The following is a 26,457-nucleotide window of genomic DNA, read 5'->3' on the forward strand; positions in this document are numbered from 1 at the left end:
ACCCTGCTGAATACCCCCCACCCCGCTGCCCCCCTGCTGCCTGCCCCGCGACGCCGTTGATCAAGAGGTTTGCGTCACGACACGCCGGTCGGCATGACGCAAACCTCTTGATCAACCGGGGTAGAGGGGGGCAGGAGGGGGCGCGTGGGGTTAGGCCTGGGTTAGGGCTTGGTCTACCAGGGTTTTGGCTTCTTCCTGGATCTTCTTCAGGTGGTCGGGGCCCTGGAAGGACTCGGCGTAGATCTTGTAGACGTCCTCCGTGCCGGAGGGCCTGGCGGCGAACCAGCCGGACTCGGTGCTCACCTTCAGGCCACCGATCGGTGCGCCGTTGCCCGGGGCGGTGGTCAGCGTCGCGGTGATCGGCTCACCGGCCAGCTCGGTGGCGGTGACCTGGTCCGGGGAGAGCTTGCCGAGCACTGCCTTCTGCTCCCGGGTGGCGGGGGCGTCGATCCGGGCGTACGCGGGCGCGCCGAAGCGCTCGGCCAACTCCGCCCAGTGCTCGCTCGGGCTGCGGCCGGTGGTGGCCTGGATCTCGGCGGCGAGCAGACAGAGCAGGATGCCGTCCTTGTCGGTGGTCCAGGTCGAGCCGTCGCGGCGCAGGAACGACGCCCCGGCGCTCTCCTCACCGCCGAAGCCGACAGCGCCGTCGAGCAGGCCGGGTACGAACCACTTGAAGCCGACCGGCACCTCCAGCAGGGGTCGGCCCAGGTCGGCGGCAACCCGGTCGATCATCGACGAGGAGACCAGGGTCTTGCCCACGGCGGCCGCCGGACCCCACTCGGTGCGGGTGCGGAACAGGTGTCCGATCGCCACCGCCAGGAAGTGGTTGGGGTTCATCAGCCCGGCGTCCGGGGTGACGATGCCGTGCCGGTCGGCGTCCGCGTCGTTGCCGGTGGAGATCTGGTAATCGGCCCGCGCGGCGATCAACGACGCCATCGCGTTCGGCGAGGAGCAGTCCATCCGGATCTTGCCGTCGCCGTCCAGGGTCATGAACCGCCAGGTCGGGTCGACGGTCGGGTTGACCACCGTCAGGTCCAGCCGGTGCCGCTCGGCGATCTCACCCCAGTACGCCACGCTCGCCCCGCCCAGCGGGTCCGCGCCGATGCGGATCCCCGCGTCACGGATGGCGTCGATGTCGATCGCCGCCGGCAGGTCGTCGACGTAGTGGGCGAGGAAGTCGTACTCCCCGGTGGTGTCGGCGGCCCGCGCCCGCGCGTAGGTGATCCGGCGGACCTCCTTGAGCCCGGCGGCGAGGATGGCGTTGGCCCGGTCCTGGATCCACCGGGTGACGTCGGTGTCGGCCGGCCCGCCGTTGGTGGGGTTGTACTTGAAACCGCCGTCGTCGGGCGGGTTGTGCGACGGGGTGATCACGATGCCGTCGGCGAGCCCGCTGGTCCGCCCCCGGTTGTGGGTGAGGATCGCGTGCGACAGCGCCGGGGTCGGGGTGTAGCCGTCGCGGCTGTCCACCAGCACGGTGACCCCGTTGGCGGCGAGCACCTCCAGGGCGTCCACCGCGGCCGGCGCGGAGAGCGCGTGGGTGTCCCGGGCGAGGAAGAGCGGCCCGTCCAACCCCTGCTCGCGTCGGTAGTCGCAGAGCGCCTGGGTGACCGCGAGGATGTGGTCGGAGTTGAACGCGTTGCGCAGGCTGGAGCCGCGGTGCCCGGAGGTGCCGAAGGAGACCTGCTGGGCCGGGTCCGCGGGGTCCGGATGCTCGGCGTAGTAGGCGGTCACCAGGCGCGGCACGTCGACCAGGTCGGCGGGCTCGGCGGGCTGGCCGGCACGGGGGTGGGTCACTGCGGGATCCTCCTCGGGAAGTGCGGGACGCTCACGGCACGACCTTCTGGCCCTTGCCGATCACCACGATGCCGTTGTCGGAGACGGTGTAGCGCTGCCGGTCCTTCTCCAGGTCGACGCCGATCTCGACGCCCTCCGGGACGAACACGTTCTTGTCCAGGATGGCCCGTCGGATCACCGCGTGCCGGCCGATCTCCACACCCTCCATCAGCACCGAGCCCTCGACGTGCGCCCAGGAGTGCACCCGCACCTTCGGCGAGACGATCGAGTTCTCCACCAGCGAGCCGGAGATCACCACACCCGGGGAGACCATCGAGCCGACCGCCCGGCCGACCCGTTCACCCCACTGGTGGACGAACTTCGCCGGCGGCCACGGCGGCTGCTCGGTGTAGATCGGCCAGTCGAAGTTGTACATGTTGAAGACGGGGTGCACGTTGATCAGATCCATGTGCGCGTCGTAGAACGAGTCGAGCGTTCCCACGTCCCGCCAGTAGCCGCGGTCGCGGTCGGTGCTGCCCGGCACCTCGTTGTCGCGGAAGTCGTAGACGTTGGCCTCGCCGCGCTCGACGAGCATCGGGATGATGCTGCCGCCCATGTCGTGCTTGCTGGTCTTGTCTTCGGCGTCGCGCTCGACCGCCTCGCAGAGGGCCCGGGTGGTGAAGACGTAGTTGCCCATCGAGGCGTAGATCTCGTCCGGCGCGTCGGGCAGGCCGACCGCGTCGGTGGGCTTCTCGCGGAACGCGCGGATCCGCTTGCCGTCCTCGCCGACCTCGATGACGCCGAACTGGTCGGCCATCGACAGCGGCTGGCGGATGCCGGCGACGGTCACCGCCGCACCGGAGGCGATGTGGTCCTCCACCATCTGCCGCGGGTCCATTCGGTAGATGTGGTCGGCGCCGAAGACGATCACGTAGTCGGGCTGCTCGTCGTTGATGAGGTTGAAGCTCTGGTAGATGGCGTCGGCCGAGCCGGCGAACCACCACGGGCCGCGACGTTGCTGCGCGGGCACCGGGGTGACGTAGTTGCCGAGCAGCGTGGACATCCGCCAGGTCTTGGTGATGTGCCGGTCGAGGGAGTGGGACTTGTACTGGGTCAGCACGACGATCTTGAGATAGCCGGCGTTGGCCAGGTTGGAGAGGACGAAGTCGACCATGCGGTACATCCCGCCGAACGGGACGGCCGGCTTGGCCCGGTCCGTGGTGAGTGGCATCAGGCGCTTGCCCTCCCCACCCGCCAGGACGATCGCGAGCACCTTGGCAGCCATGCCCCGACGCTATCCACCCTCGCCCCACTTCACCACTCGTACGGGGAGTCTTCTGCACTAGGGTGCGGGGTCATGACGGAACCCACCCCGCCGCGCGTCGATCTGCTCACCCGCGAGTACCCACCGGAGGTCTACGGCGGCGCGGGCGTGCACGTCGAGTACCTGGCCCGGGAGTTGCGCCGCCGCACCGACGTGCGGGTGCACTGCTTCGGCCTGCCGCGCACCGAGCCGGGCGTCACCGCGTACCCCGAACCGCCCGGCCTGACCGGCGCGAACGCCGCGCTGCGCACCATGGGCGTGGACCTGGAGATGGCCGCCGGCACGGCCGGCACCGACGTGGTGCACAGCCACACCTGGTACGCGAACCTGGCCGGTCACACCGCGAAGCTGCTGCACGGGGTGCCGCACGTGGTGACCGCGCACAGCCTGGAGCCGCTGCGGCCGTGGAAGGCCGAGCAGCTCGGCGGCGGTTACGCGCTCTCCTCGTGGATCGAGCGCACGGCGTACGAGTCGGCCGACGCGATCATCGCGGTCAGCGGCGGGATGCGCTCCGACGTTCTCACCGCGTACCCGCAGATCGACCCCGACCGGGTCCGGGTGGTCTACAACGGCATCGACACCATCCAGTACGCCCCGGACGCCGACACCGACGTGCTCGACCGGCTCGGCATCGACCCGTCCCGGCCGAGCGTGGTCTACGTGGGAAGGATCACTCGGCAGAAAGGGCTGCCGTACCTGCTGCGCGCCGCCCGGGAGTTGCCGGCGGACACCCAACTGGTGCTGCTGGCCGGCGCGCCGGACACCGCCGAGATCGCCGCCGAGGTCGAGGAGTTGGTGGCCGAGCTGCGGGCCAACCGTTCCGGGGTGGTCTGGGTGGCCGAGATGCTGCCCAAGACCGAGGTGATCCAGGTGCTCACCCACGCCACCGTCTTCGCCTGCCCGTCGGTGTACGAGCCGATGGGCATCGTCAACCTGGAGGCGATGGCCTGCGAGACGGCGGTGGTGGCGACCGCCACCGGCGGTATCCCCGAGGTCGTGGCCGACGGTGAGACGGGGCTGCTGGTGCCGATCGAGCAGGCCACCGACGGCTCCGGCACGCCCCTGGCCCCGGACCGTTTCGTGGCCGACCTGGCGGCGGCGATCAACACTCTGCTGGCGGACCCGGCGCGCACCGAACGGTTCGGCCTGGCCGGCCGGAGACGCGCGGTGGAGCACTTCTCCTGGGACGCCATCGCCGGGCAGACCCTGGAGGTCTACCGCTCCGTGCTGGCCCGCTAGACAGGCTGCCTGCTGGCGCTAGAGCAGGCTGCCGAGCCACAGGCCGAGTGCGGCCAGCACGAGGCTCGCGCAGAGGCTGCCGAGCACGTTGAAGGCCTCGACGGCGGCGTTCTTGCGCAGCAGTCCCAGGGTGTGCCACTCCTCGGTGGAGAAGGTGGTGTACGCGCCGAGGAAGCCGACGCCGACGACGGTGGCGAAGTCCTGCGCGCCTCCGGCGGTGTGTTTCACCGCGTAGCCGGTGACGATGCCGAGCACGAACGCGCCCGACACGTTGATCAGGAAGGTGCTCGCCGGGAACGCCTTGCTGGACCCGGTGGCCCGCCTGCTCCACCACGGCTTCACCAACGCGTCGACGCCGGCGCGGCTCAGCGCTCCGAGTCCGCCGGCCAGGAACACCCCGATGCCGACCCACATCAGGCACTCCTTGCCGTCGGACGCCCGGTGCGCAGTTCCACCAGGCGGGCGCCGAGCGCCGCCGCGAGCACTCCGAGGACGATGGACACGACCAGGTAGACGATGCCGATTCCGCTGCGCCGCGCCCCGATCAGCTGGTCGCTCTCGACGATGAAGTGCGACCAGGTGGTGAACCCGCCGATGAGCCCGGTCGACAGGAACGGCTTGCCCCACGGGCCCGGCAGCCGGTGTGCCGCGAGCAGCGTCATCACGGCGCCGAGCGCGAACGCGCCCACCATGTTGATCACGAAGGTGACCCAGGGGAAGTCAGGTGGCGTGGACGGCGCGAAGCCGAGCCCCAGCAGGTACCGCAGGGTGGCGCCGATACCACCGCCGACGACGATCGCGAGGATTGTCATTGGCCCATTGACTCACCGTCGTATGCCACCGACGCCCCGGCCGGGCGGCCCTCACCCGTACGGTCGACGTCCGCCCGGTCAGATCGGCGTTCCGGGTGGGGACTTGAACAACGACGTCGCCTGTGCGGGGTGACCGCCGTGCCCGTTGCGGAGCGCGACGGCCGCGATGCGGATCAGGTCGATGTTGACCCCGGCCGCGCCACTCGGGTCGTCAACCTTCAGTTTCACGTCGAGGCTCAGCGTCGTCTCACCCCAGCCCTGCGCCTCGATGTTGAGGTGCGCCACCTTCTGTGATCGCAGGTGCGGCAGGTAGCCGAGCGGAGCCACCTCGACCTTGTCGGCGTCCGGCAGGGCGTTGAGCTTGGACTGTTTCTTGGTGTTGGGGTTCTCGACCAGGTTGCGGAAGTCCTCGGTACCGCCCAGATTGACCTGGTAGGAACTGATCAGCGCCAGGCCCCGTTCGCGCAGCAGCCGCAACAGCGCGTTGTGCACCACCGAGGTGCCGAACTGGCTGGCCAGGTCGTCTCCGAGCAGCGGCAGACCGGCCGCCTCGAACCGGCTCATCACCTGCGGATCGCGGGAGATCGGGTCGGCGGTGGTGTTGATGAAGGCGACGCCCGCGATGCGCGCCGCCTCGGCGTACGCCCGGGCGGTCTCCGGTCGGCCGCTCGGCGCCGAGTAGAGCAGCACCTCCGCCCCGGCCAGTGCCGCCGCCACCCGGTCCACCCCGGTCGCGTCGACGAGCCCCTTCGTGACCGGCACACCCGAGCTGGGCAGGTCGCAGTTCAGCCGAGGGACGTTGTTGGGCGGCAGGAAGATCGCCTCGGTCAGATCCTTGCCGATCTTCTCCTTGGAGGTGGCGAAGGCCGCGACGAACTCGATGTCGCCCACCGCGATCCCGTCGACGACCGGCCGGCGGACACCCACCAGGCTGCCGTTGTGGCGGTGCAGCGCGATCCCCTGCACCAGCGCTGACGTGTTGTTGCCGACACCGACGACCGCGACCCTCACCCGTTTGATCATGACCGGAGGCTACGGCACCTCCGGCTCGGTGATCCCGTTCCGCCGCCGTCAAGATCACGCTGGAACCACGATCTGGTGGCATCGCCGAGGCTCCGACACCACTAGAACCAGGATTTTGCGCGATCTTGCGTCCTTCGGATCGTCGCGACACCTTCCGTGCACCGGGTGTGGGACAGAGCGGCACGCTTGGCCGCGCGCGAACGGATCTCGCGCAGTAGGTTGGCGGGGTGACTGGACGGTTCCCGATCGAAGACGTCTCCCCCGTCGTCTCCTGCGGGCGGTACCCGGCAAAGGCGGTGGTCGACGAACCGGTCCCGGTGTCGGCGCGCGCCTACCGGGAGGGGCACGACGCGCTGGGCTGCAACGTGGTGTGGGCCGGCCCCGACGGCGAGCCGCGGCCGTTCACCCGGATGCGCCCCGGCGAGCCGGGTCAGGACCGCTGGCACGCCACCATCTGCCCCGACGCCGTCGGCTCGTGGACCTTCTCCGTCGAGGCGTTCCAGGACCCGTACCTGACCTGGCAGAACGCGGTGACCAAGAAGGTCGCCGCCGGGCAGGGGCCGGAGGACCTGGCCAACGACCTGGCCGAAGGCGCTCGGGTACTCGCCGCCGCCCGCAGCCTCGTCCCGGCCGCCGACCGGCCCCGGGTCGCCGACGCGCTCACGGCGCTGGTCGACACCGACCTGCCGCTGGCGCAGCGGGTCGGGCCGGCTCTGGCCCTGGCCGACCTGCTCTGGGAGCACCCGGTGCGAGAGCTGGTCACCGCCGGTGACGCGTACTCGATCTGGGTTGACCGCAAGCGGGCGCTCTACTCGGCCTGGTACGAGTTCTTCCCCCGCTCCGAAGGGGCGGTGGGTGGCCGGTCCGGCACCTTCGCGACCGCCACCGAACGGCTGCCGGGTGTCGCCGCGATGGGCTTCGACGTGCTCTACCTGCCGCCGATCCACCCGATCGGCCGCATCAACCGCAAGGGCCGCAACAACGCGCTCACCGCCGGTCCGACCGACGTGGGCTCGCCGTGGGCGATCGGCGCCGCCGAGGGCGGCCACGACACGATCCACCCCGACCTGGGTACGCCGGCGGACTTCCGAGCCTTCATCCAGGCGGCTGCCGCACAGGGCCTGGAGGTCGCGATGGACCTGGCGTTGCAGTGCGCGCCCGACCACCCGTGGGTCACCGAGCACCCGGAGTGGTTCACCACCCGGGCCGACGGCAGCATCGCGTACGCGGAGAACCCGCCGAAGAAGTACCAGGACATCTACCCGGTCAACTTCGACAACGACCCCGAGGGCATCCGGGCCGAGGTGCTGCGGGTGGTGCTGCACTGGGTCGGTGAGGGCATCCGGATCTTCCGGGTGGACAACCCGCACACCAAGCCGTTCGACTTCTGGCACTGGCTGATCGCCGAGGTGAAGACTGTCGACCCGGACGTGCTGTTCCTGGCCGAGGCGTTCACCCGGCCGGCGATCATGCACGGCCTCGGCAAGATCGGCTTCACCCAGTCGTACACCTATTTCACCTGGCGCACGACGGCCGCGCAGATGCGGGAGTACTGCGAGGAGCTGATCGAGGCGGCCGACTACATGCGGCCGAACTTCTGGCCGAACACCCCCGACATCCTGCACGAGTCGTTGCAGCACGGCGGCCCGCCGATGTTCAAGATCCGGGCGGTGCTGGCCGCGCTGCTCTCCCCCTCCTGGGGCCTCTACGCCGGTTACGAGCTGTTCGAGCACGTGGCCCGGCCGGGCGCCGAGGAGTACCTGGACAACGAGAAGTACGAGCTGCGCCCCCGCGACTGGGCCGCCGCCGAGGCGCAGGGCCGCTCGCTGGCGCCGTTCCTGACCACCCTCAACCGGGTACGCCGGGACAACCCCGCCCTGCACCAGCTGCGCAACCTGCGGTTCCACGAGATCGACAACCCGGCGCTGCTGTGCTGGTCGAAGCACGACCCGGAGACCGGCAACACGGTCATCGTGATCTGCTCGTTCGACCCGCGCGAGGTGCAGTGGGGCAACACCACCCTCGACATGCCGGCGCTCGGCTTCGACTGGCACGAGCGCTTCACGGTGTACGACGAGCTGACCGGCACCAGCTACGACTGGGGTCAACGCAACGCGGTACGCCTCGACCCGTACCTGCAACCCGCGCACGTGTTGACGGTGCGTCGCCCGACCCCGCCGGTCGCGCCGCCGCTGGCGGGCGCCGAACCGGCGGACCTCACCGTCGCCGACGTGCCGGACGACCTGTCCGGCGGCACCGCCCCGGTGGCCCCGGCCACCGCGCCGTCGCCCCCCGCCACCGCGCCGTCGGCCCCCGCCACCGCCCCGGTGGCCCCGGCCACCGAACCGTCTCCCCCCGCCACCGCGCCATCGGCCCCAACCGCCGCTCCGGGGCCCCCGGCCAGCGTGGCGGCGACGCCGGCCACCCTGGCGTCCCGGGCGGCGGCCCGTGCGGCCGCCACCCGCCCGTCCCGTTCCGCGCCGACCGCTCCCGCCCCGAAGGACGACCGATGGACCAGCTGATCTCCGGCGCGACGCACGACCCGCACGCGTTGCTCGGCGCGCACCCCGCCGACTCGTCGACGACGATCCGCACCATGCGCCGGGGCGCCGGGGACGTGATGCTGCTCGTCGGCGACGAGCGGCACCCGATGAAGCGGGTCCACGACGTGGGCGTCTTCGAGGCGCAGGTCGACGGCGTCGTGCTCGACTACCGGGTGGAGGTCGACGGCACCGCGCACGACGACCCGTACCGCTACCCGCCGACCCTCGGCGACCTGGACCTGCACCTGATCCGCGAGGGCCGGCACGAGCGACTGTGGGAGGCGCTCGGCGCCCGGGTGTTCGACGAGGGCGTGGCGTTCAGCGTCTGGGCGCCCAACGCCCAGGGCGTGCGGGTGGTCGGCGACTTCACCGGCTGGGGGCCGGACGACGGCTGGCCGATGCGCTCGCTCGGCTCCAGCGGGGTGTGGGAGCTGTTCGTCCCCAACGCGCGGGTCGGGGCCCGTTACAAGTACCGGGTGCTCGGCGCCGACGGGCAGTGGCGGGACAAGGCCGACCCCCTCGCCGCGTACGCCGAGGTGCCGCCGGCCACCGCCTCGGTGGTGCACCACTCGACGTACCGGTGGAACGACGCGGACTGGTTGGCCCGGCGGGCCGAACGGCAGCCGCACCAGGAGCCGATGAGCGTCTACGAGGTGCACCTCGGCTCGTGGCGGCCCGGCCTGGGCTACCGCGAGCTGGCCGAGCAGCTCACCGCGTACGTCACCGAGCTGGGCTTCACCCACGTGGAGTTCCTGCCGGTGATGGAGCACCCGTTCGGCGGTTCCTGGGGTTACCAGGTGACCGGCTACTACGCGCCGACCTCCCGGTTCGGCGACCCGGACGACTTCCGGTACCTGGTGGACCAACTGCACGCCGCCGGCATCGGCGTCCTGCTGGACTGGGTGCCCGCGCACTTCCCCAAGGACGAGTGGGCTCTCGCCCGGTTCGACGGCACCCCGCTCTACGAGCACCCCGACCCGCGGCGCGGCGAACACCCCGACTGGGGCACGTACGTCTTCGACTTCGGCCGCAACGAGGTCCGCAACTTCCTGGTCGCCAACGCGCTCTACTGGTGCGATCAGTTCCACGTCGACGGGCTGCGGGTCGACGCGGTCGCCTCGATGCTCTACCTGGACTACTCCCGCAACCACGGCGAGTGGGCCCCCAACCAGTACGGCGGCCGGGAGAACCTGGAGGCCATCGCCTTCCTCCAGGAGGTCAACGCCACCGTCTACAAGCACCACGCCGGCGTCGTCATGATCGCCGAGGAGTCCACCGCCTGGCCGGGGGTCACCCGACCCACCGCCGAGGGCGGGCTCGGCTTCGGGTTCAAGTGGAACATGGGCTGGATGCACGACACCCTGCTCTACACCTCGAAGGACCCGATCTACCGCCAGCACCACCACCACCAGCTCACCTTCTCCCTGGCGTACGCCTGGAGCGAGAACTACGTGCTGCCGATCAGCCACGACGAGGTCGTGCACGGCAAAGGCTCACTGGCCGGCAAGATGCCCGGCGACACCTGGCAGCGGCTGGCGAACGTGCGGGCGCTGCTGGCGTACATGTGGGCGCACCCCGGCAAGCAACTGCTCTTCATGGGCTCCGAGCTGGCAGACGACCGGGAGTGGAGCGAGGAACGCGGCCTCGACTGGTACCTGCTGCACGACCCGGCCCGCGCCGGCGTGCAACGCCTCGTCGGCGACCTCAACCGGGTCTACCGGGACACCCCGGCGCTCTGGGCCCAGGACACCGAGCCGGCCGGCTTCCGCTGGATCGCCGGTGACGACGTCGCCAACAACACCGTGTCGTTCATCCGGATCGCCCCGGACGGCTCGACGCTGGTCTGCGTGGCGAACTTCTCCGCCCAGCCGCTGCACGACTACCGGATCGGATTGCCGGCCGGTGGCACCTGGACCGAGGTGCTCAACACCGACGCCCACCACTACGGCGGGTCCGGGGTGGGCAACCTGGGTGAGGTGCGGGCCGAGGACGTGCCGTGGCACGGGATGGTCGCGTCAGCGGCCCTCCAGGTGCCGCCGTTGGGTGCGATCTGGCTCCGCCAAAGCTGACAGCCGCCGCTGACGGTAGAAGGGCAGGGCTTACGGCAGGTCGGCGCAGACCTGTACTAGCGTTGACGCTGTGAGCAATCGTCCTGCGATGTACGAGCCGATGACGATGGCACGCTTGGGCGTCCTGCTCGCCGGGGTCGACGACCCCAGGCGGTGGCGTCTGGTGGCGGAGTTCCTGGAGGAGTACAGCTGGGAATCGTCCGAGCGTCGCGCTGACTTGCTGATCCAGGAGCCAGCTCCGACAGGTGACGATCATTGGGACGTCTTCCTCGCGGCGCTGACGGAGTACCTCGCCGCCCGCGACGGGCGCGGCGCTCCCTCGTGGGTCGAGACGCGGTCGCTACGGCAGTTCTGGTTCCCCTTCAACACTCGCGCCGCCCGCGTCGACGCCGTGGTGCACTCGCCTGCGGCATTCCGGCGCCGTGGGGTGTTCATCTCCCCACAGGAGTTGAAGGTCGCGTGAGCGCCGACGACCCGCTGCTGGACCGTACTGCCATCGAGGACGCCTTCCGCAGGCTCGGTGACCGGCTGGCAAAGCGAGGTGTGATCGCCGACCTGTACATCTTCGGTGGAGCTGCAATGGCGCTGGCCTACGACGCCCGTCGGGCGACCCGGGACATCGACGCTGTGTTTCAGCCGCACGGCATCGTGCTCGACGAAGCGCGGGCTGCCGCGGTGGTGGCTGAACGAACAGGCGAGCGTGTACGTCGCCGCTGGCGGAGGCACCACGAGTCTTCGATCACCCTGGCCTGCGGGTCTCGGCGGCGTCCCCGGAACACCTGCTTGCCATGAAGGTACTCGCGGCACGGCGCCGAGATGCCGAGGACATCCGCTTCCTGGTGGAGCACCTCGGGCTGAACAACCCCGACGAGGTCCTCGGCCTCTGCACCGAGATCTTCCCGGACGAAGAGGTCCCCGGCCGGGCGAGACTTGTCCTCGAAGACGTATTCGACGGCCGATAGCTCGGCGGGGCTGACGGTCAGACCAGGCCGGCGTCGCGCAGCAGCTGCCACAGGCCGGCACCGTCCGGGGCGGAGAGCCACTTCTGCCCCACCGGCCCCGACGAGGGGCGGCCGGCCGGGGCGGGCAGGCTACCGGCCAGCACCGACTGGGTCGGGGAGAGTCGGCGGATCGCCACCCCGGCGACGTTCTCCGGGTGGGCGGCGGCGAACTCGCGGTAGATCTCCTGATCGTGCTGGCCGTCGTCGCCGACGAGCAGCCAGCGCACGTCGGGGAACTCCTTGGCCAGCCGGGCCAGGGTGCTGCGCTTGTGTTCCATGCCGCTGCGGAACCAGCGGTCGGCGGTCGGCCCCCAGTCGGTGAGCAGCAGCGGCCCGGCCGGGTAGAGGTGCCGGGACAGGAAGCGGGTCAACGTGGGCGCCACGTTCCACGCGCCGGTGGAGAGGTAGAAGACCGGGGCGCCGGGATGCGCGGTGACCAGCCGTTCGTAGAGCACCGCCATGCCGGGCACGGCGTTGCGCGCGTGCTCGTCGAGCACGAACGTGTTCCAGGCGGCGAGCAGCGGTCGGGGCAGCGCGGTCACCATCACCGTGTCGTCGATGTCGGAGAGGATGCCGAACTTGACGTCCGGGTCGAGGATGCGCACCGGCGCGTCGACCGGTTCGGCGTCCGGGACGCTGAGCCGGACCGTGCCCCAACCGGGCGGCAGGTCGGCCTCGACAAGCGTGTCGACGAAGCCGCTGCGGTCGGCCCGCGTCTCGTGGCACACCCCGCCGGCCTCGATGGTCACCGTGACGTGCTTGGCGGGCAGTGTGGTGAAGCTGCGCCAGCCGCGGACCTTGTCCAGCCGACCCCGCTGGCGGGTGTCCGGACGGCCCAGCAGGACCCGACACATCACCCGCACCCACCCCGGCGCGCCGTAACCGGTGTACGCGACGATGTTGATCCGCCAGCCGGTGCGCCGCAGCCGACGCTCGACGAGCTGGTGCACGGCGTCCTCGATCCGCGCGGCCCGGTGCAGGTTCGGTACGGCCAGCTGGCCGGCGGGAGTGGGTGGCACGCGCCAACCCTGCCACACGTCGGCAGCCACGGCCACGCGAGCCGTCCCCGGCCGCACCGGCCCAGCCAGCCCCGGCCGTACCGGCCCCGCCAACCCTGGCTGCGCCGATCCACCTCGGCGGCCCGGCCGGACGTGAAACACTCCGGTCGGGACGACGACGGGGGCGTTGGTCGTGTCGCATCCAGAGCAGCACCGCGGGCGATGGCGTCCGCGACTCGACCGGCCGGCGCTCGTCGCGCTGCTGTTCGGGGTCGCCGGTGTCGTCTACCGGCTGATTCTGACGCTCTTCACCGTGCCGGTGTCGAACAGCGACGAGGCGACCTTCGGTCTCGCCGCGCTGCACATCGCCCAGGGCCGGGAACGCCCGATCTTTCTCTACGGCCAGCACTACATGGGGGTGTTGGAGTCGTACCTGGCCGCTCCCCTGATGGCGGTGGCCGGGCCGAGCTGGCCGGTGCTGCGGCTGCCGATGCTCGTGCTGTACGCGGTCTTCCTCTATCTGATCCACCGGTTGACCCGCCGGCTCTGCACACCGTGGTTCGCCGCCTTCGTGGTGGGTCTGCTCGCGCTCGGGCCGGAACGGGTGGTGCGCGACCAGCTCACCGTCGTCGGTGGGCGGCCGGAGGTGAAGCCGGCGGTGCTGCTGATGCTGCTGATCACCGTGGGGCTGGCCGTCGGCACGGTTCACCGCCGACGCCTCGCGATCGGGCTGTTCGGGCTGCTCGTCGGGCTGTCGGTCTGGTCGGACTGGCTGATCCTGCCGTACCTCGCGGTGGCCGGGCTGGCCCTGCTCTGGGCGGTACGGCGGGAGCTGCTCGGTTGGTGCGGTCTGCTGCTGGTGGCGGGGGCGGTCGTCGGGGTGGCCCCGATGATCGTCGACAACCTGCGGGCCGGGCCCGGTGAGGACTCGTTGTCGGTGTTCCGGGAGGTCAGCACCAAGACCGGGCCGCAGCCACCGTGGTCCGACCGGATCCGGGGTGGCCTGCTGGAGGGGGTGCCGCTGGCGCACGGGCTCTGCCCGGTGGACGGCTGCGGACGTTGGCAACAGTGGTTCGGCGTGCTGTACCCGGTGCTGCTGGTGGCCGGCGCGGCACTCGCGGTGCTCGCGTACCGTCGCGCGGCCGCAACTCCGGGTAGGGAGCGGGTCGAACGCGCCGGTGTCGCGTCCGCGGGTGCAGAGCAAAGGCCCGGAGGTTTGCGTGCAGAGCGGGTCGGGCCGGTCGTGCAGCTCGCGCTGATCGCCGGCGCGGCGTTGACACTGCTGTCGTACGTGCGCAGCCCGCTCGCCGCGACCAGCCCACTGGACAACGCCCGCTACCTGTCGGTGCTGCAACTGTCGCTGCCGGCGGTACTCTGGCCGCTCTGGGTGGCGGCGCTGACCGCCTGGCGGGGCACCAGCAGCGTGCTGGGCCGGATCGCCGGCGCGCTGTCCGCCGCCGTGTTGGCCGCGCTGACAGTGACCACGCTGGTGATCACCGTGCTCTTCGCGGCCACCGGCACCGCGGCGTCGCGGACCGAGGAGCGCCAGGCCCGGGAGTTGGCCGCCGCGCTGCGCGCCGACGGGCCCCACGAGGTGTACGGGGACTACTGGACCTGCAACCGGTTGATCTTCAACACGGACGAGTCGGTGGTCTGCGGGGTGCTCGACGCCGACCTGTCCCCCGGGCAGAACCGCTACCGGCCGTACTGGCGGCAGGTGGGGCGAGCCGAGCGGCCGGGCTACGTGGTGGAGGCCGGCTCGCCGATGGACCGGCGGTTGCGGAGGCTGCTCGCCGACCGGGGTGACGCCACGCCGGTGCGGGAGGTCGGCGGCTATCGCGTGTACCACCCCGACACCCCGGTGCGGCCCTGGCGGTAGGGGCTGGTCGTACGCTGGCCGGGCCGGCGCGTGGGGCGCCGCGTTTCGCCCGTCGAGGAGACCCATGCTCATCCTGCTGCCGCCCTCGGAGGGGAAGGCCGACGCCGGCACCGGACGGCGCTGGACCCCGGACCGGCTGTCGCTGCCCGAGCTGAACCCGGCCCGCGAGCGGGTGCTGGACGCCCTGGTGGCGCTGAGCGCCGGGCCGGACGAGCAGGCGGCGCGGTCGGCACTCGGCCTCAGCGAGGGTCAACGCGGCGAACTGCGGCGCAACGCCCGACTGCGGGAGGCGGCCACCGCCCCGGTCGAGCGGCTCTACACCGGGGTGCTCTACGAGGCGCTGGACCTGGCCTCCCTGCCGGCCGCGGCGCAACGGGCGGCCCGCCGGTCGATCCTGATCAGCTCCGGCCTGTGGGGCGCGGTACGGCTGGCCGACCGGATCCCGCCGTACCGCTGCCCGATCGGCGCCCGACTGCCCGAGGTCGGGGCGCTGTCGGCGTACTGGCGCAGGGAGCTGACGCCGGCGGTGGACGGGGCTGCCGGGCGGGGCCCGGTGCTGGACCTGCGCTCCGGTGCGTACGCGGCCACCTGGACGCCGCGCGGAGAGCTGGCCGAGCGCACCGTCACCGTGCGGGTTCTGCACGAGCGGGAGGTCGACGGGGTGCCGGTCCGCTCGGTGGTCAGCCACTTCAACAAGGCCACCAAGGGGCGGCTGGTCCGCGACCTCCTCGTCGCCGGCGCCCGGCCGCGTACCGCGGCGGAGCTGGTGGGCACCCTGCGGGAGTTGAAGCACACGGTGTTGGAGCAGGGCACCGCCGCGGGCCGGGTACGGCAGGTGGATGTGGTCGTCACCGACCTGTAGCGGGCACGGCAGCCGCAAGATTTGCTCAAGGCTCGGCCGGAGCGGTTCCGTAACGGCGTGACAGGGGCCACGGTAAGGCGACCCAGACTCCGACAAGGGAGCCTCCGTTGACCCGCGAACCCGCCCTGCTCGACCGGCCCCACCCCTCGACGTCCCCGGCCCCGCTGGGTTGGTTGACACTGGGCGACGCGTTCGAGGCCGCCTGCCTGCAACGGTGCACACCGCCGCCGACCGCCGCCCGACCGAGCGCGGTACGGGCCGAGCACACCCCCGGGGTGGAGTTCAATCGGGAGGACGCCGCGCAGCGCATGCGGCAACTGCTCGCCCGGCTGGACATCCCGGTCACCCACGAGGTTGCCGTCGGCGGCCTGCGCCGCCGCTACGAGTTGCACCGGCTGTGGGTGCCCCGGGAGCACCAGGGCGCGTACACCCGGATGTTGGACGCGGGCTGGTGGCAGGGGCGGCGCGAGCTGCTCGGCGGGCCGCTGCCCGGCGCCTCGCCGGCCCGGCGGCGGTTGGTGACCCGGCTGGCGGAGGCGGCCTGGCGCTCGGCGCTGCTGGCCGCCGGGCGGCACGTCCGCCGGCACATCCTCGGTGTCCGGCTCACCGACCGGGAGTTGGCAGCGGTGCTCATCCGGGGCGCGGCCGTGCTCGACGTGCCGGCCCGGCTCCGCCCCGGCACCGGTTGCTTCCTGGTCAGCGTGGCCGACGGCCCGGACCGGCAGCGGATCCTGCGCAGCGCGGCGTTGGAGCCGGCGCGCGCACCGATGGCGGCACCCGGGACGGCGACAGCACGCGGGATGAACCCGGCGCGTGCTGTCGGTGCGCCGGCGGGTCGCGCCGCCTGCTGATCGGTGCCGGCGTCCGGACGTCGCCCGACCCGGGCTTGCGCGCACCGGCACGACGGCGCACAGTGCACCGCGTGAGTCGTACCTCGTCCAGCCGCACCGGCCTGGCCGCCCTGTGGACGGTGCTGCTGATCGCGAACCTCGCGGTCGCCAGCTGCCGGGACGCCCCGACCCCGCCGACGTCGATCCGGATCGCCACCGGCAGCCCCACCGCTGTCTACTACGCGTTCGGGCAGTCCCTGGCGGCCATCCTCAACCGGGAACTGCCCGACGTCCGGGCGAGCGTGGTGGTCACCGCCGCCTCGGCGGAGAACGTCCAGCTCGTCGGCTCCGGCGGGGCCGAGCTGGGCTTCACCCAGGCCGACGTGCTGCCCACCAGCACGACGGGAAGCCCCGCGGTCGCCGCCGTCGCCCGGGTGTACGACGACCAACTGCACCTGGTCACCACGAGCGGTGGCCCGGTTCGCACTGTCGCCGACCTGCGCGGCCGGCGCGTCTCCGTCGGCGCGCCCGGCTCGGGCACCGAGATCACCGCGACCCGGCTGTTGGAGGTGGCCCGCCTCGGTGGCGGCGAGGTGCGCCGCGAGCGGCTCGGTCTGGACGACTCGGTGAAGGCGCTGCGTTCCGGGCGGATCGACGCGTTCTTCTTCTCCGGCGGCCTGCCGGTGCGGGGCATTGAGGAGTTGGCCGACGCCAGCGCCATCCGGATCGTGGACCTCAGCGAGTGGACCGAGCCGCTGCGCTCGCGCTACGGCCAGGTCTACGTCTCCCGGGACATCCCCCGCTCGGTGTACGGGGTGGACGCGGTGACCACTGTCGCCAACCCGAACTACCTGATCGTCCGGGCCGGGCTGCCGGAACCGTTGGTCCGTGAGGTGACCCGGCTGCTGATGGACCGCCGCGCCGAGCTGGCCGCCGCGCATCCGGCGGCGGGACGGATGAGCCCCCGCTCGGCGATCGTCACCGCGCCGCTGCCGCTGCACCCGGGCGCCGCCGCGTGGTACCGCGCCACCAAACCGTGACGGCCGGGCTCAGCGCGCCGGGCTGGGCCGCAGGTCGGTGGCCGGTTCCTCCTGCGCCGGCTCCTCCTCCGCCGGCTCCACGCCGAGGACCGGCGCCGGGAACCACAGGGCGGCGACCAGCCCCCGCGACTCCCCCGGGCGCATGGTGAGCCGCCCGTCGGAAGCGTCGACCAGCACCGCCGCGATGGTCAGGCCCAGCCCTGCGCCGTCCACGTTCTGCGCGTCCGGGGCCCGCCAGAACCGCTCGGTCGCCTGGCCGAGCTGACTCTCGGTCATGCCGGGGCCGGAGTCGCGAACCTCCAGCGCCACCCCGCCGTCGCGGCGGGCCACCGTCACCGTCACCGCCCCACCCGCCCCGCTGAACTTCACCGCGTTGTCGATGAGCGCGTCCAACGCCTGGTCGACGGCGGTCGGCACGGTCTGGGCGTACGCCGGGGCGTCGGTGGTGGCCAGCCGCAACGCGACCGACCGGTGCCGGGCCAGCGGCGCCCACGCGGCCACCCGGGAGGCGGCCACCGCGGCGGCGTCCACGGTGACGCGCTCGTTCTCCTCCCGTTCGGCCCTGGCGAGGGTGAGCAGCGCGTCGAGCACCAACGCGAGCCGGTCGGTCTCCTCCAGGGCCAGCCGGTGCTCGGACCGACCGTCCTCGTCGGTGAGGCTGGGCCCCAGCTCCTCCACCCGTAGCCGCAGCGCGGTGAGCGGGTTGCGCAGTTGGTGGCTGGCGTGCGCGACGAAGGCGCGCTGCCGGTCCATCACGTCGGAGACCACGTCGGCCATGTGGTTGAAGCTGGCCGCGAGGCGGCGCAGCTCCGGCGGCCCCAGCCGGTGCTGCACCCGGGCGCCCCGGTCGCCTTCGGCAATCTCGTGCGTGACCGCGTCCAGTTCGGTGACCGGACGCAGCACCCAACCGGCCAGCCCGAACGCGGTGAGCACACAGGCCAGCACAGCGAGCAGACCGGCCAGCGCGAGCAGCAGCCACCACGCGACGACAGCTCGGCGGATCGGGTCGGCCGGGGTCACGATCACCACCGCGCCGAGCACCTCACCGCCGTCGTTGATCGGTACCGCCACCACCACCGGGTCGGTCGTCCAGGGCCAGACCGACTCGGGGGCGCTGGTCTGCTGCCCGGACAGCGCGACGTCCAGGACCGTGGCGGTGCCCGGGGTGGGCTGCCACCGGGGAGACGAGACCGGGGTGTTCCGGTCCCGGTCGACGATCGCCGCGCTGATCGAGTACAGGTCGTCGTAGCTGGTCAGCTCCGACTCGATCGGGCCGGGCCCGCCGTCGCGCAACGCCGGCCCCGCCAGCGAGGCGAACCGGGTGGCGTCGGCGAGCCGGTCGGCACGGACCCGTTCGGTCTCCCGGCTGGCCATGGTGGCGGCCAACGGGGTCTCCAACGCGATGAGGACGAGGACCATCAGCAGCAGATAGCTGATCACCAGGCGGCGACGCACGTCAGCTCCTCACGCGTCGCGCAGCCGGTAACCGACGCCGCGCACGGTCTCCACCAGACGGGCGTCGCCGAGCTTGCCGCGCAGCGACCCGACGTGCACCTCGACGGTGTGCCGGTCGGCCCAGGTGGTGCCCCAGGCGTCGAGCAGGATCCGGTCGCGGGGCACCGCCACCCCGGGTTGGCGGGCCAGCGAGAGCAGCACGTCGAACTCCTTGCGGGTCAACGTGACGACCCGTCCGTCGACGGTGACCGTCCGCGCGGCCACGTCGATGCGTACCGGACCGGCCTCGATGAGGTGCCGCTCGGGGGCGGCGTTCGCGGCGCGGCGCAGCACCGCCTCGATCCGGGCCTGCAACTCCACCATCGAGAACGGCTTGACCACGTAGTCGTCCGCGCCGAGGCGCAGACCCAGCACCCGGTCCCGTTCCTCACCCCGGGCGGTCACCGCGATGATGCCGAGTTGACTGCTGCGCCGACGCAGCTCCCGGCACAGGTCGGTGCCGTCCCCGTCGGGCAGGGTCAGGTCGAGCAGCACCAGGTCGCACGGGGCGGCGGAGAGGGCGGCGGCGACGGTGGCCGCGTGCTCGACCTCGTACCCCCGGCGGGTGAGGGCGGAGGACAGCGCAGCGGCCACCCGGCGGTCGTCCTCCACCAGCAGGATTCGCACCCGTGCCCCCGTCCGTCGCAGCGCTTGTTCTGCGAATGGTGGCAGAAGCGCGCGCGGACCGGGAGGCCGCCCGCCCGCGCCGGGCGGCGACCCACGCCCTAAAGGCCGAAGACGTCCTCGGCGGTGGCGTCCCTGACGCCGTCGGTGAACCCGCGGAAACCGGGGTCCTCGTGGCTGGCCGGCACGCTGGTGACGGTGACCCCGCTGGCCTGGGTGACAGCGTCGACCAGCGGCGGGTAGTCGATCTCGGCATCGTCGAAGGCGTCGTCGTCCGCCTCGGCCAGGTTGATCACGTGCTGTACGTCGTCGGACGGAGTGTCCGGGTCCTCGGCCCACTCGCCGCCGGCCCGGTAGCACTCGTCGTACAGTGCCCGCTGGCTGTCGGTCCAGTCATCGTCGTAGCTCTGCATCGCCCATCCCTCCGCGGCCTCTGACCTGAGCATGCCCGGCGGGAGGCGGCGGGCGCGGCGGTACCGGCGAAAACCGGGCGAGCGCGCCGACGGTCGCCCCGTACGCTGCTGTGGTGATCTACAAACTGCTGTCGAGCGCGGAGTGGGACGACGCTCTCGCCGTCGGCGCCTTCGCCGGCTCCGCCGTGGACCGGCAGGACGGTTTCATCCACCTCTCCGCCGGCGACCAGGTGGTGGAGACGGCACGGCGACACTTCGCCGGTGCCACCGGGTTGACCCTGCTCAGCGTCGAGGAGGAGCGACTGGGCGACGCGCTGCGGTGGGAGCCGTCGCGCGGCGGTCAGCTGTTCCCGCACGTGTACGGCTCGCTGCCGGTCACCGCGGTGGTGGCGGCGCGGGCGCTGCCGGTGGACCTTCCGGTCCCCGACGCGGTGGCCGCCCTGCTGGGCTGACCCGAACGTGGGCTAACCCGCACGCACGCCGGCCCGCACGCACGCCGACCCGCACCCACGCTGACGCGAACGCGCCCGGTCCGACGGTGTCGGGCCGGGCGCGCTGCCGTACTGACAAACAGTTCAGTGACAGAGCCGGTCGATCTCCTGCTGGAAACGGTCCATCGGGTTCGCCTCGGCGGGGCCGAGCAGGTAGGTCTTCAGCTCCCGGCGGGCCTCGGTCATCGGGTCGTCGCCGGCCCGGGTGACCGTCACGATCTTCTCCAGCTCACCGCAGTCCTTGGAGAGCAGGTACGCGGCCCGAGCCGTCGGGTACTCGCGGCGGAAGTCGTCCTCCGAGAGGCCGGCCGGGTTGGCCACCACGTACGGCCGCTGGCTCTGCACGAAGTCGGACACCACACTGGACACGTCGCTGATCAGCAGGTCGGTCTGGTTGAAGCAGTCGAACAGCGCCGGCGTGCGGCCGGTGACCACCAGGTGCGCGGTGCCGTCCAACGAGGACGCGTCGGCGTCGCCGCCGGCAGCGCGGATCGCGGCGACGATCCGCTCGTGCACCGCCCTCGCCGCCTTGGACCGCGACCCGGTGAGCGGGTGCGGCTTGTAGATCAGGCGCAGCCGTGGGTTCGTGGCCAGCAGCCCCTTGACGATCCGCTCACCCATCAACACCAGCGAGGTGTGGTACGGGTCGTCGTCGAGCCAACCCTCCCAGGTGGGCGCGTAGAGCACCGTGAACGGCCGGTCCACCGACTCGGCGCCGAAGGTGTGCACACCGGCGAGCTGCGGCCGGCCGATCTCGACGATGTCCGAGTCGAGGACCCCCACACCGGCTCGCGCGTAACGCTCCCGACCGGCGAGGCCGGCGACCCAGACCTCGTCGTACACCTTGCTGTAGGGGTTGACGCTGGCCTGCTTGTCGCTGTCGCCGTGCCCGACGAAGACGTGCTTCGTACCCGGCTCGCGGAGCATGTGGATGTTCGCGCCGACGTTGGCGGCGTAGAGCGCCGCGCGGACGCCGCCGAGGTCGAGGTTCATGAAGTCGACACCGGCCGGTACGCAGATCACCGGCAGCCGGGTGTCGGCCAGCTCCAGGAACGCCTCCCGGCTGCGCATCAGCACCACCGCGCGCTGCTGGAGCGCCTCGGTCGGGGCGAGCCACATGTTGGCCTGGTAGACGTCCTTGGCCGGGCCGGCGAAGTAGAGCGCCACCTCCGGCCGGTAGTTGTCCAGCCACCGCTGGACCGCCGGCAGCAGCGGACCCTGTCCCGCGCCCCGACCCCGCAGCCAGGTCAGCGCGATGATGGCGCCCACCAGACCGGTCGCCACGACCGCCACCGCACCGGCCACGAAGAACGGCGTCGGGTCGTGTTGCACCGCGGCGGCCACACCGGCCGGCACCAGCAGCAGGTTGAGCAGGGGCATCCGGTCACCGGCGACCGCCGCCGCCCAGGCGGGCGGCGTGGGCGCGCTGGACAGTGGACCCAGCTCGATGTTGCGCACCATGGCGGAGATCGGGTTACGACGCTCGATCATGGTGGAGAACGCGCCGGCGAAGACCGACACGACCCACACCGCGGCCGGCAGTACGAGCAGCAGTGTCAGTTCGCCGCCGCTGAGCCGCACCTCGGCGGCGACCAGCAGCACGGCGGCGAGGTCCCGGGTCAACTGCCGGTAGGACCAGTGCAGGCCCACCTTCTCCAACAGCAGCTGCGACGGCGGTGACCAGCGGGCGACGGCGAACTCGCCGATGATGGCGGCCAACCCGGCGACGGCGAACAGGCCGACCCAACCGAATACGCCAGCGACGAGCATGACCAGGTAGGCCAGTACCAGTAGCGCACTCTGGGCGGCCACTCCGAGGCGTCCTGTCAACGTGCCGAACAAGCGAGTTCGCTCCCTACGAGATTTCGTTGCGGGCGGTGCCCGTGATGGACCGACGTCACTCCCCCGTCGCGCAGTGGCTCAGTCGCGGCCCGCTGCGTGTGACTGCGACCTTAACGCGAGCGGACAGCTCGGTGTCGCTCGGGTATCCGGCACCATTTCGGGCAAAATTCCGGCCCGGGACGCGCCCGACCCCCGCACGGGGTCGGGCGCGTGGGGTGGGCGCAGCGGTCAGCCGGCCCGCCGGAAGCAGGTCATCCCGCCGGGGCTCGGGCGCTTGGCGAACTCCTGGTAGCCCAGCTTCGGCGCGGTGTCGCGGGCGTACCGGTTGCCGTTGTAGACGCAGATGGTGCCCACGTCCAGGCGGTCCAGGGCCGGCGTCAGCTCGGCCGGCGTCGGGCTGGCGGTGCCGTCGGCGAACTCGGACAGCAACAGTCGGTCCTTGGCGAACTGGGAGTTGAGGTCGTATTCGACGAGGTAGAAGTCACGGGGCAGGACGACCCGGACCTCGCTGGTGACGATCGGCGTCGTCCGCATGATCGTCTTCGGGGCGAGCAGCAGACCCTCCGGGCGGTCCAGACCCTTGATCCAGAAGGCGATCGCCTGACGCTGCTGCGGGAGCTTCCAGGTGGGGCGGGGGTGCACCTCGACCCAGCTCTTCGACGACCACATCGGGGTGGCGAACACCGCGAACGACGCGACCAGCAGCACCGCGATCCCACCGGACGCGGCCCGGCGCAGCGCCCGGCTCGGTGCCGGCACACGCACGGTGCAGAGCAGACCGATCAGCGTCGGCAGGGCGAGCAGCCACGGCACCCGCCACAACACCACCGAGATGCCACTCAACGCGCTGAGTACCTCCAGCACGCCGGGCACGAACAACACGCTCAACGCCAGTGCGGCGCCGGCGGCGAGCAGCGCGGGCGTGCGGCGGCGGGCGAGCAACGCGCCGCACCACAGCGCGAGACCGCTGATGACCCCGACCACGCCGAACAGCAGGGTCCGCCGATAGGTGTACGCCGCGTCGAAGAAGGCGTCGTCCGCGCCGGTCGCGGTCATCCCGCCGAGCACCAGGCGGGAGACCACCAGCGAGCCGATCGGGTACGCGAGGGCGGCGACCGCCGCCACGACGGCCGCCTTCCACCGGCCGACCAGCAGCATGGCGAAGCCGGCGGCGCCGACGAGCATCGGCAGGATGATCGCCGCGGTGTTGGTGAGCCCGATCGCGGTGATCGAGAGCGCCACGATGAGCACCAGGCTGCGCCGCGACCGGGTGTCGAACCACTCGGTCAGGTAGAGCCACATCAGCGGGATGACCGCCGAGACGAACATGCCCTTGCCCTCGTGCAGCCGGAGCAGGTGGAACGTGCCCAGTGCGGCATCGTCGCCGGCGACGAGGTACAGGTACGCGATCGCCACGGTGAAGGCGAGCAACACACGGCGCGGGGCCCACCGGTGCGTCAACCGCCACAGCGCCAGCGCGGCGAGCATCGCCATGATCGGCAACAGCACGTACCAGAGGGCCGAACTGGCGTGGATGCCGACGACGTTGGCGAACGCGCCGTCGAAGACCTCGATCGACGGGATGGGCGGCTGCGAGCCCATGGCCGGCAGCACGTTCTCGGAGAAGAGGAAATCGTTGAGCGGGATCAGGTCACGCTCGGCGATCCACACCGACTTGCCGACGTAGTAGACGTCGTCCGGGGTGTTGCGGGCCATGAAGAACGAGGAGATGCCGACCAGTACCGAGACGACCAACGCGTACGCCGACTGCGCCGCGGTGGGTGCCGGGGCGGCCGGGGCGGGCACCGGGCCGCGCAGCCACGCCTGGCGTACCAGCAGGAGCCCGCCGACGGCCGCGAGCAGGCCGGCGACGGCCGGAATCCACCAGGTGAGGTCGATGCTGGTACCGGCCGCACCGGCGGAGACGGCGGCCACCACGGCGGCGACCAGAACGCCGATCAGCAGGCGACGGTCGGTGGCGGGCCGCGCACCGTCGGGCTCCTCCGGAGCCGCCGGGGCGCTGTCGGTCGGGGCGCTGTCGGTCCGGGTGCCGGCGCGGCGGCGGGCGCGCAGCACGGCCACCACCGCGAGCACCACACAGGCCACCAGCCAGATCCGGAAGGTCACCGACGGACGCAGGTCCCCCAGGAAGGCCAGGTGGTAGAGCACTGTGAAGAGGGCGAACGCGATCACGGCGCCATCGGTGAGCACCGCCGGGGCGTGGGCCACCAGCGCGCCTACCCGGGACAGCCCCCGAGCGCGGGACGGTCGGGGTGCCTGCCCGCTCCGGGGCGTCGGATCCGGTTCGGCGGGCGCTACGGCGATGCTGTCGACGTTGGCCACGGGCGTCCTTACTCGTCAGACGGATGAGGGGCCTCGGCACGGTGATGGCCGGGTGTCAAGGGGGCAGCGTAGCGGAATCGGGCAGAGCGACCGCTGCTGCCGGCGACCGAGTGTCGGGGTGCTGGTCAGTCCGATCTCGGGGCCGCCCGGGGGCGGGGCAGAACGTTGTCGGCGCCGAGCCCGGCCGCCACGGACTCGACCAGGTTGTCGAGGTAGCCGTCGGTGAGCGGGAGCCGGGCGATGGCGAGCCGCCAGTAGAGCGGCCCCACGATGAGGTCGACGGCGGCGTCCAGGTCGGTGTCGGCGGGCAGCTCACCACGCTGTACGGCCCGGGTGACCAGGCGACCGCCGATCTCCTGCTGCCGGGTGTGCAGCACCTGACGCAGGGTCGCGTCGATGGTGGGGTTGCGGGCGGCCTCGGCCAGCAGGTCCGGGATGATCTGCGACGCCAGTGGGTGCCGCAGCGCGTGCGCCACCACCTGGAACAGCAGCGCGAGGTCACCGCGCAGCGTGCCGGTGTCCAGCGCGGGGAGCTTGCCGTGGGCCGCGGCGGCGACGATCTCCAGCACCAGGTCGAGCTTCGAGCTCCACCGTCGGTAGATCGCCGTCTTGCTGACGCCGGCCCGGCGGGCCACCGCCTCGATGGAGAGCCGGCCGTAGCCGACAGCGGCGAGCTCCTGCATCAGCGCGCGGCGGATCGCCGTGGTGATCTCGTCGCGCAGCACCGCCGCGCCGGCCGGTGCCCGCCTCTTCTCGGTGGTCATCGAGGGCTCTTATCGCAGGTCACGCCACACAGCCTAGCGCAACGACGGTACGGTTGCGTCCCGACGTGTTTCGGACTACTGTCCTGGCAGCGACGAGGCGGCGCCCCGCGCAAATTTCCCACTAGGATGCGATCGTCGCGAGCAACCCCCGTCTGCACGAAAGATCGGAGCGCCATTTCCATGGCCACCACCGCGCTGGTCGACCCCGACACGGGCCTGACCCAGGCGCAGCTGGCCGCTCGGCACGGGCTCCGGGTCGCCGGTGAGCGCCCCAGCCTCGTCGAGTACAGCCGCCGACTATGGGCCTACCGGCACTTCATCGCCGCGTACGCCAACGCCAAGCTCGTCGCCTCGTACAGCAACGCCAAGCTGGGTCAGCTCTGGCAGGTGCTCACCCCGCTGACCAACGCGGCGGTCTACTACCTGATCTTCGGGGTGGTGCTGGCGCAGAACGAGATCCCGAACTTCATCGCCTACCTGACCACCGGGCTGTTCATCTTCAACTTCACCCAGAGCGCGGTCCTGGCCGGCACGCAGTCGATCAGCAGCAACCTGGGGCTGATTCGAGCGCTGCACTTCCCCCGCGCCAGCCTGCCGCTGTCCACCACGATCACGCAGTTCCAGCAACTGCTGGCCTCGATGGTGGTGCTCGTCGGCATCGTGCTGGTCACCGGCGAACCGCTCACCTGGGAGTGGCTGCTGCTGGTGCCGGCCCTGCTGCTGCAGGCGGTGTTCAACGCCGGCGTGGTGCTGCTGGTGGCCCGGCTGGGCTCCAAGTCGAGCGACCTGAAGCAGGTCATGCCGTTCATCATGCGGACCTGGATGTACGGCTCCGGTGTGCTCTACAGCGTCAGCCTCTTCGAACGGCTGCCCGGCTGGGCGACGACCCTCGTGCAGTTCAACCCGCTCCTGGTCTACATCGAGCTGGCACGGTACGCGCTGCTTGAGGAGGCACCGCTGCTCAACGAGTCGCTGACCCAGCTCTGGCTGGTCGGCGCCGGTTGGGCGCTGGTGGCCGGCATCGGCGGTTTCTTCTACTTCTGGCGCGGCGAACAGGAGTACGGCCGTGGTTGAGCACTTCAACGCCCACACC

24 protein-coding genes are annotated in these 26,457 nt (G+C 71.8%); 12 read left to right on the forward strand and 12 right to left on the reverse strand.

The genetic code is table 11. The features are described 5' to 3' along the window. Nucleotides 1-150: 150 nt before the first annotated feature. Both pgm and glgC read right to left on the reverse strand, forming a co-directional pair. On the reverse strand, nucleotides 151-1,794 hold the full coding sequence (gene pgm / locus IF22_RS0124260; RefSeq protein WP_030335775.1) for a phosphoglucomutase (alpha-D-glucose-1,6-bisphosphate-dependent): 1,644 nt from the start codon (nucleotides 1,792-1,794) through the stop codon (nucleotides 151-153). 31 nt (nucleotides 1,795-1,825) lie between these two features. Beyond that, nucleotides 1,826-3,058, reverse strand: a complete 1,233-nt coding sequence (gene glgC / locus IF22_RS0124265; protein ID WP_030335777.1) for a glucose-1-phosphate adenylyltransferase — start codon at nucleotides 3,056-3,058, stop codon at nucleotides 1,826-1,828. Nucleotides 3,059-3,130: 72 nt separating this feature from the next. Between glgC and glgA the strand changes: the two genes are divergently transcribed. Next, a complete protein-coding gene (glgA, locus tag IF22_RS0124270; protein ID WP_030335778.1) occupies nucleotides 3,131-4,336 on the forward strand; it encodes a glycogen synthase in 1,206 nt (401 codons plus the stop codon). Nucleotides 4,337-4,354: 18 nt separating this feature from the next. Here glgA and IF22_RS0124275 read toward each other — a convergent pair whose 3' ends face one another. The 3 genes from IF22_RS0124275 to IF22_RS0124285 all read right to left on the reverse strand — a co-directional run bounded on the left by IF22_RS0124275 (nucleotide 4,355) and on the right by IF22_RS0124285 (nucleotide 6,171). Continuing rightward, nucleotides 4,355-4,750 carry a fluoride efflux transporter FluC gene (locus tag IF22_RS0124275; RefSeq protein WP_030335780.1) on the reverse strand — a complete coding sequence of 132 codons (396 nt, stop codon included), beginning with the start codon at nucleotides 4,748-4,750 and terminating at the stop codon, nucleotides 4,355-4,357. Then, nucleotides 4,750-5,148 carry a fluoride efflux transporter FluC gene (locus IF22_RS0124280; protein WP_051708754.1) on the reverse strand — a complete coding sequence of 133 codons (399 nt, stop codon included), beginning with the start codon at nucleotides 5,146-5,148 and terminating at the stop codon, nucleotides 4,750-4,752. Before IF22_RS0124280 ends, IF22_RS0124275 begins: the two co-directional genes overlap by 1 nt. A 78-nt stretch (nucleotides 5,149-5,226) precedes the next feature. Then, complete coding sequence (locus IF22_RS0124285; RefSeq protein ID WP_030335783.1) at nucleotides 5,227-6,171, reverse strand: inositol-3-phosphate synthase; 945 nt, start codon at nucleotides 6,169-6,171, stop codon at nucleotides 5,227-5,229. 227 nt (nucleotides 6,172-6,398) lie between these two features. Here IF22_RS0124285 and IF22_RS0124290 point away from each other — a divergent pair, with 227 nt between their 5' ends. The 5 genes from IF22_RS0124290 (at nucleotide 6,399) to IF22_RS35160 (ending at nucleotide 11,745) form a co-directional block, all read left to right on the forward strand. Continuing rightward, nucleotides 6,399-8,693 (forward strand): alpha-1,4-glucan--maltose-1-phosphate maltosyltransferase, encoded by a 2,295-nt coding sequence (locus IF22_RS0124290; protein ID WP_030335786.1) that lies wholly within the window; start codon nucleotides 6,399-6,401, stop codon nucleotides 8,691-8,693. Continuing rightward, on the forward strand, nucleotides 8,681-10,783 hold the full coding sequence (glgB, locus tag IF22_RS0124295; protein WP_030335788.1) for a 1,4-alpha-glucan branching protein GlgB: 2,103 nt from the start codon (nucleotides 8,681-8,683) through the stop codon (nucleotides 10,781-10,783). The genes IF22_RS0124290 and glgB overlap by 13 nt, the downstream gene beginning before the upstream one ends. A 70-nt stretch (nucleotides 10,784-10,853) precedes the next feature. Further along, nucleotides 10,854-11,246, forward strand: a complete 393-nt coding sequence (locus IF22_RS33975; RefSeq protein WP_156057828.1) for a hypothetical protein — start codon at nucleotides 10,854-10,856, stop codon at nucleotides 11,244-11,246. Next, nucleotides 11,243-11,575, forward strand: a complete 333-nt coding sequence (locus tag IF22_RS33980) for a DUF6036 family nucleotidyltransferase (protein WP_051708756.1) — start codon at nucleotides 11,243-11,245, stop codon at nucleotides 11,573-11,575. Before IF22_RS33975 ends, IF22_RS33980 begins: the two co-directional genes overlap by 4 nt. After that, nucleotides 11,572-11,745 (forward strand): hypothetical protein, encoded by a 174-nt coding sequence (locus tag IF22_RS35160; RefSeq protein ID WP_156057831.1) that lies wholly within the window; start codon nucleotides 11,572-11,574, stop codon nucleotides 11,743-11,745. Before IF22_RS33980 ends, IF22_RS35160 begins: the two co-directional genes overlap by 4 nt. Nucleotides 11,746-11,762: 17 nt before the next feature. Here IF22_RS35160 and IF22_RS0124305 read toward each other — a convergent pair whose 3' ends face one another. Next, a complete protein-coding gene (locus IF22_RS0124305) occupies nucleotides 11,763-12,803 on the reverse strand; it encodes an App1 family protein phosphatidate phosphatase (RefSeq protein ID WP_036412232.1) in 1,041 nt (346 codons plus the stop codon). 172 nt (nucleotides 12,804-12,975) lie between these two features. Here IF22_RS0124305 and IF22_RS0124310 point away from each other — a divergent pair, with 172 nt between their 5' ends. From IF22_RS0124310 to IF22_RS0124325, 4 genes are all read left to right on the forward strand, one after another. Then, nucleotides 12,976-14,661, forward strand: coding sequence for an ArnT family glycosyltransferase (locus IF22_RS0124310; protein ID WP_030335792.1), 1,686 nt, complete (start codon nucleotides 12,976-12,978; stop codon nucleotides 14,659-14,661). A gap of 64 nt (nucleotides 14,662-14,725) precedes the next feature. Continuing rightward, a complete protein-coding gene (gene yaaA, locus IF22_RS0124315; RefSeq protein ID WP_030335794.1) occupies nucleotides 14,726-15,523 on the forward strand; it encodes a peroxide stress protein YaaA in 798 nt (265 codons plus the stop codon). 107 nt (nucleotides 15,524-15,630) lie between these two features. Further along, nucleotides 15,631-16,374 carry a hypothetical protein gene (locus IF22_RS0124320; protein WP_245233724.1) on the forward strand — a complete coding sequence of 248 codons (744 nt, stop codon included), beginning with the start codon at nucleotides 15,631-15,633 and terminating at the stop codon, nucleotides 16,372-16,374. A 71-nt stretch (nucleotides 16,375-16,445) separates the two neighbouring features. Then, nucleotides 16,446-17,393 (forward strand): TAXI family TRAP transporter solute-binding subunit, encoded by a 948-nt coding sequence (locus IF22_RS0124325; RefSeq protein ID WP_425339855.1) that lies wholly within the window; start codon nucleotides 16,446-16,448, stop codon nucleotides 17,391-17,393. Between the two features lie 9 nt (nucleotides 17,394-17,402). On the opposite strand, the gene IF22_RS0124330 is transcribed toward IF22_RS0124325, so the two are convergent. The 3 genes from IF22_RS0124330 to IF22_RS0124340 all read right to left on the reverse strand — a co-directional run bounded on the left by IF22_RS0124330 (nucleotide 17,403) and on the right by IF22_RS0124340 (nucleotide 19,924). Next, on the reverse strand, nucleotides 17,403-18,848 hold the full coding sequence (locus tag IF22_RS0124330) for a sensor histidine kinase (protein WP_030335800.1): 1,446 nt from the start codon (nucleotides 18,846-18,848) through the stop codon (nucleotides 17,403-17,405). A gap of 9 nt (nucleotides 18,849-18,857) precedes the next feature. Then, nucleotides 18,858-19,514 (reverse strand): response regulator transcription factor, encoded by a 657-nt coding sequence (locus IF22_RS0124335; RefSeq protein WP_030335802.1) that lies wholly within the window; start codon nucleotides 19,512-19,514, stop codon nucleotides 18,858-18,860. Nucleotides 19,515-19,612: 98 nt separating this feature from the next. Then, entirely contained in the window at nucleotides 19,613-19,924 is a 312-nt protein-coding gene (locus IF22_RS0124340; protein ID WP_030335804.1) for a hypothetical protein, read from the reverse strand. 113 nt (nucleotides 19,925-20,037) lie between these two features. On the opposite strand from IF22_RS0124340, the gene IF22_RS0124345 reads away from it, so the two are divergent. Continuing rightward, nucleotides 20,038-20,376 (forward strand): DUF952 domain-containing protein, encoded by a 339-nt coding sequence (locus tag IF22_RS0124345; RefSeq protein ID WP_030335806.1) that lies wholly within the window; start codon nucleotides 20,038-20,040, stop codon nucleotides 20,374-20,376. A gap of 123 nt (nucleotides 20,377-20,499) precedes the next feature. Here the strand turns inward: IF22_RS0124345 and IF22_RS0124350 are convergent, their stop codons facing one another. From IF22_RS0124350 to IF22_RS0124360, 3 genes are all read right to left on the reverse strand, one after another. Then, on the reverse strand, nucleotides 20,500-22,257 hold the full coding sequence (locus tag IF22_RS0124350) for a CDP-glycerol glycerophosphotransferase family protein (RefSeq protein WP_030335808.1): 1,758 nt from the start codon (nucleotides 22,255-22,257) through the stop codon (nucleotides 20,500-20,502). Nucleotides 22,258-22,485: 228 nt separating this feature from the next. After that, on the reverse strand, nucleotides 22,486-24,600 hold the full coding sequence (locus IF22_RS0124355) for a DUF6077 domain-containing protein (RefSeq protein WP_051708758.1): 2,115 nt from the start codon (nucleotides 24,598-24,600) through the stop codon (nucleotides 22,486-22,488). A 125-nt stretch (nucleotides 24,601-24,725) separates the two neighbouring features. Beyond that, nucleotides 24,726-25,364: a TetR/AcrR family transcriptional regulator gene (locus tag IF22_RS0124360; RefSeq protein ID WP_030335812.1), complete on the reverse strand. Its 639-nt coding sequence runs from the start codon at nucleotides 25,362-25,364 to the stop codon at nucleotides 24,726-24,728. A gap of 180 nt (nucleotides 25,365-25,544) precedes the next feature. Between IF22_RS0124360 and IF22_RS0124365 the strand changes: the two genes are divergently transcribed. Further along, nucleotides 25,545-26,438 (forward strand): ABC transporter permease, encoded by an 894-nt coding sequence (locus IF22_RS0124365; RefSeq protein WP_030335814.1) that lies wholly within the window; start codon nucleotides 25,545-25,547, stop codon nucleotides 26,436-26,438. Nucleotides 26,439-26,457: the final 19 nt, after the last annotated feature.

It is taken from the genome of Micromonospora parva (genome assembly GCF_000718515.1).
Classification (GTDB): Bacteria; Actinomycetota; Actinomycetes; order Mycobacteriales; family Micromonosporaceae; genus Micromonospora; species Micromonospora parva.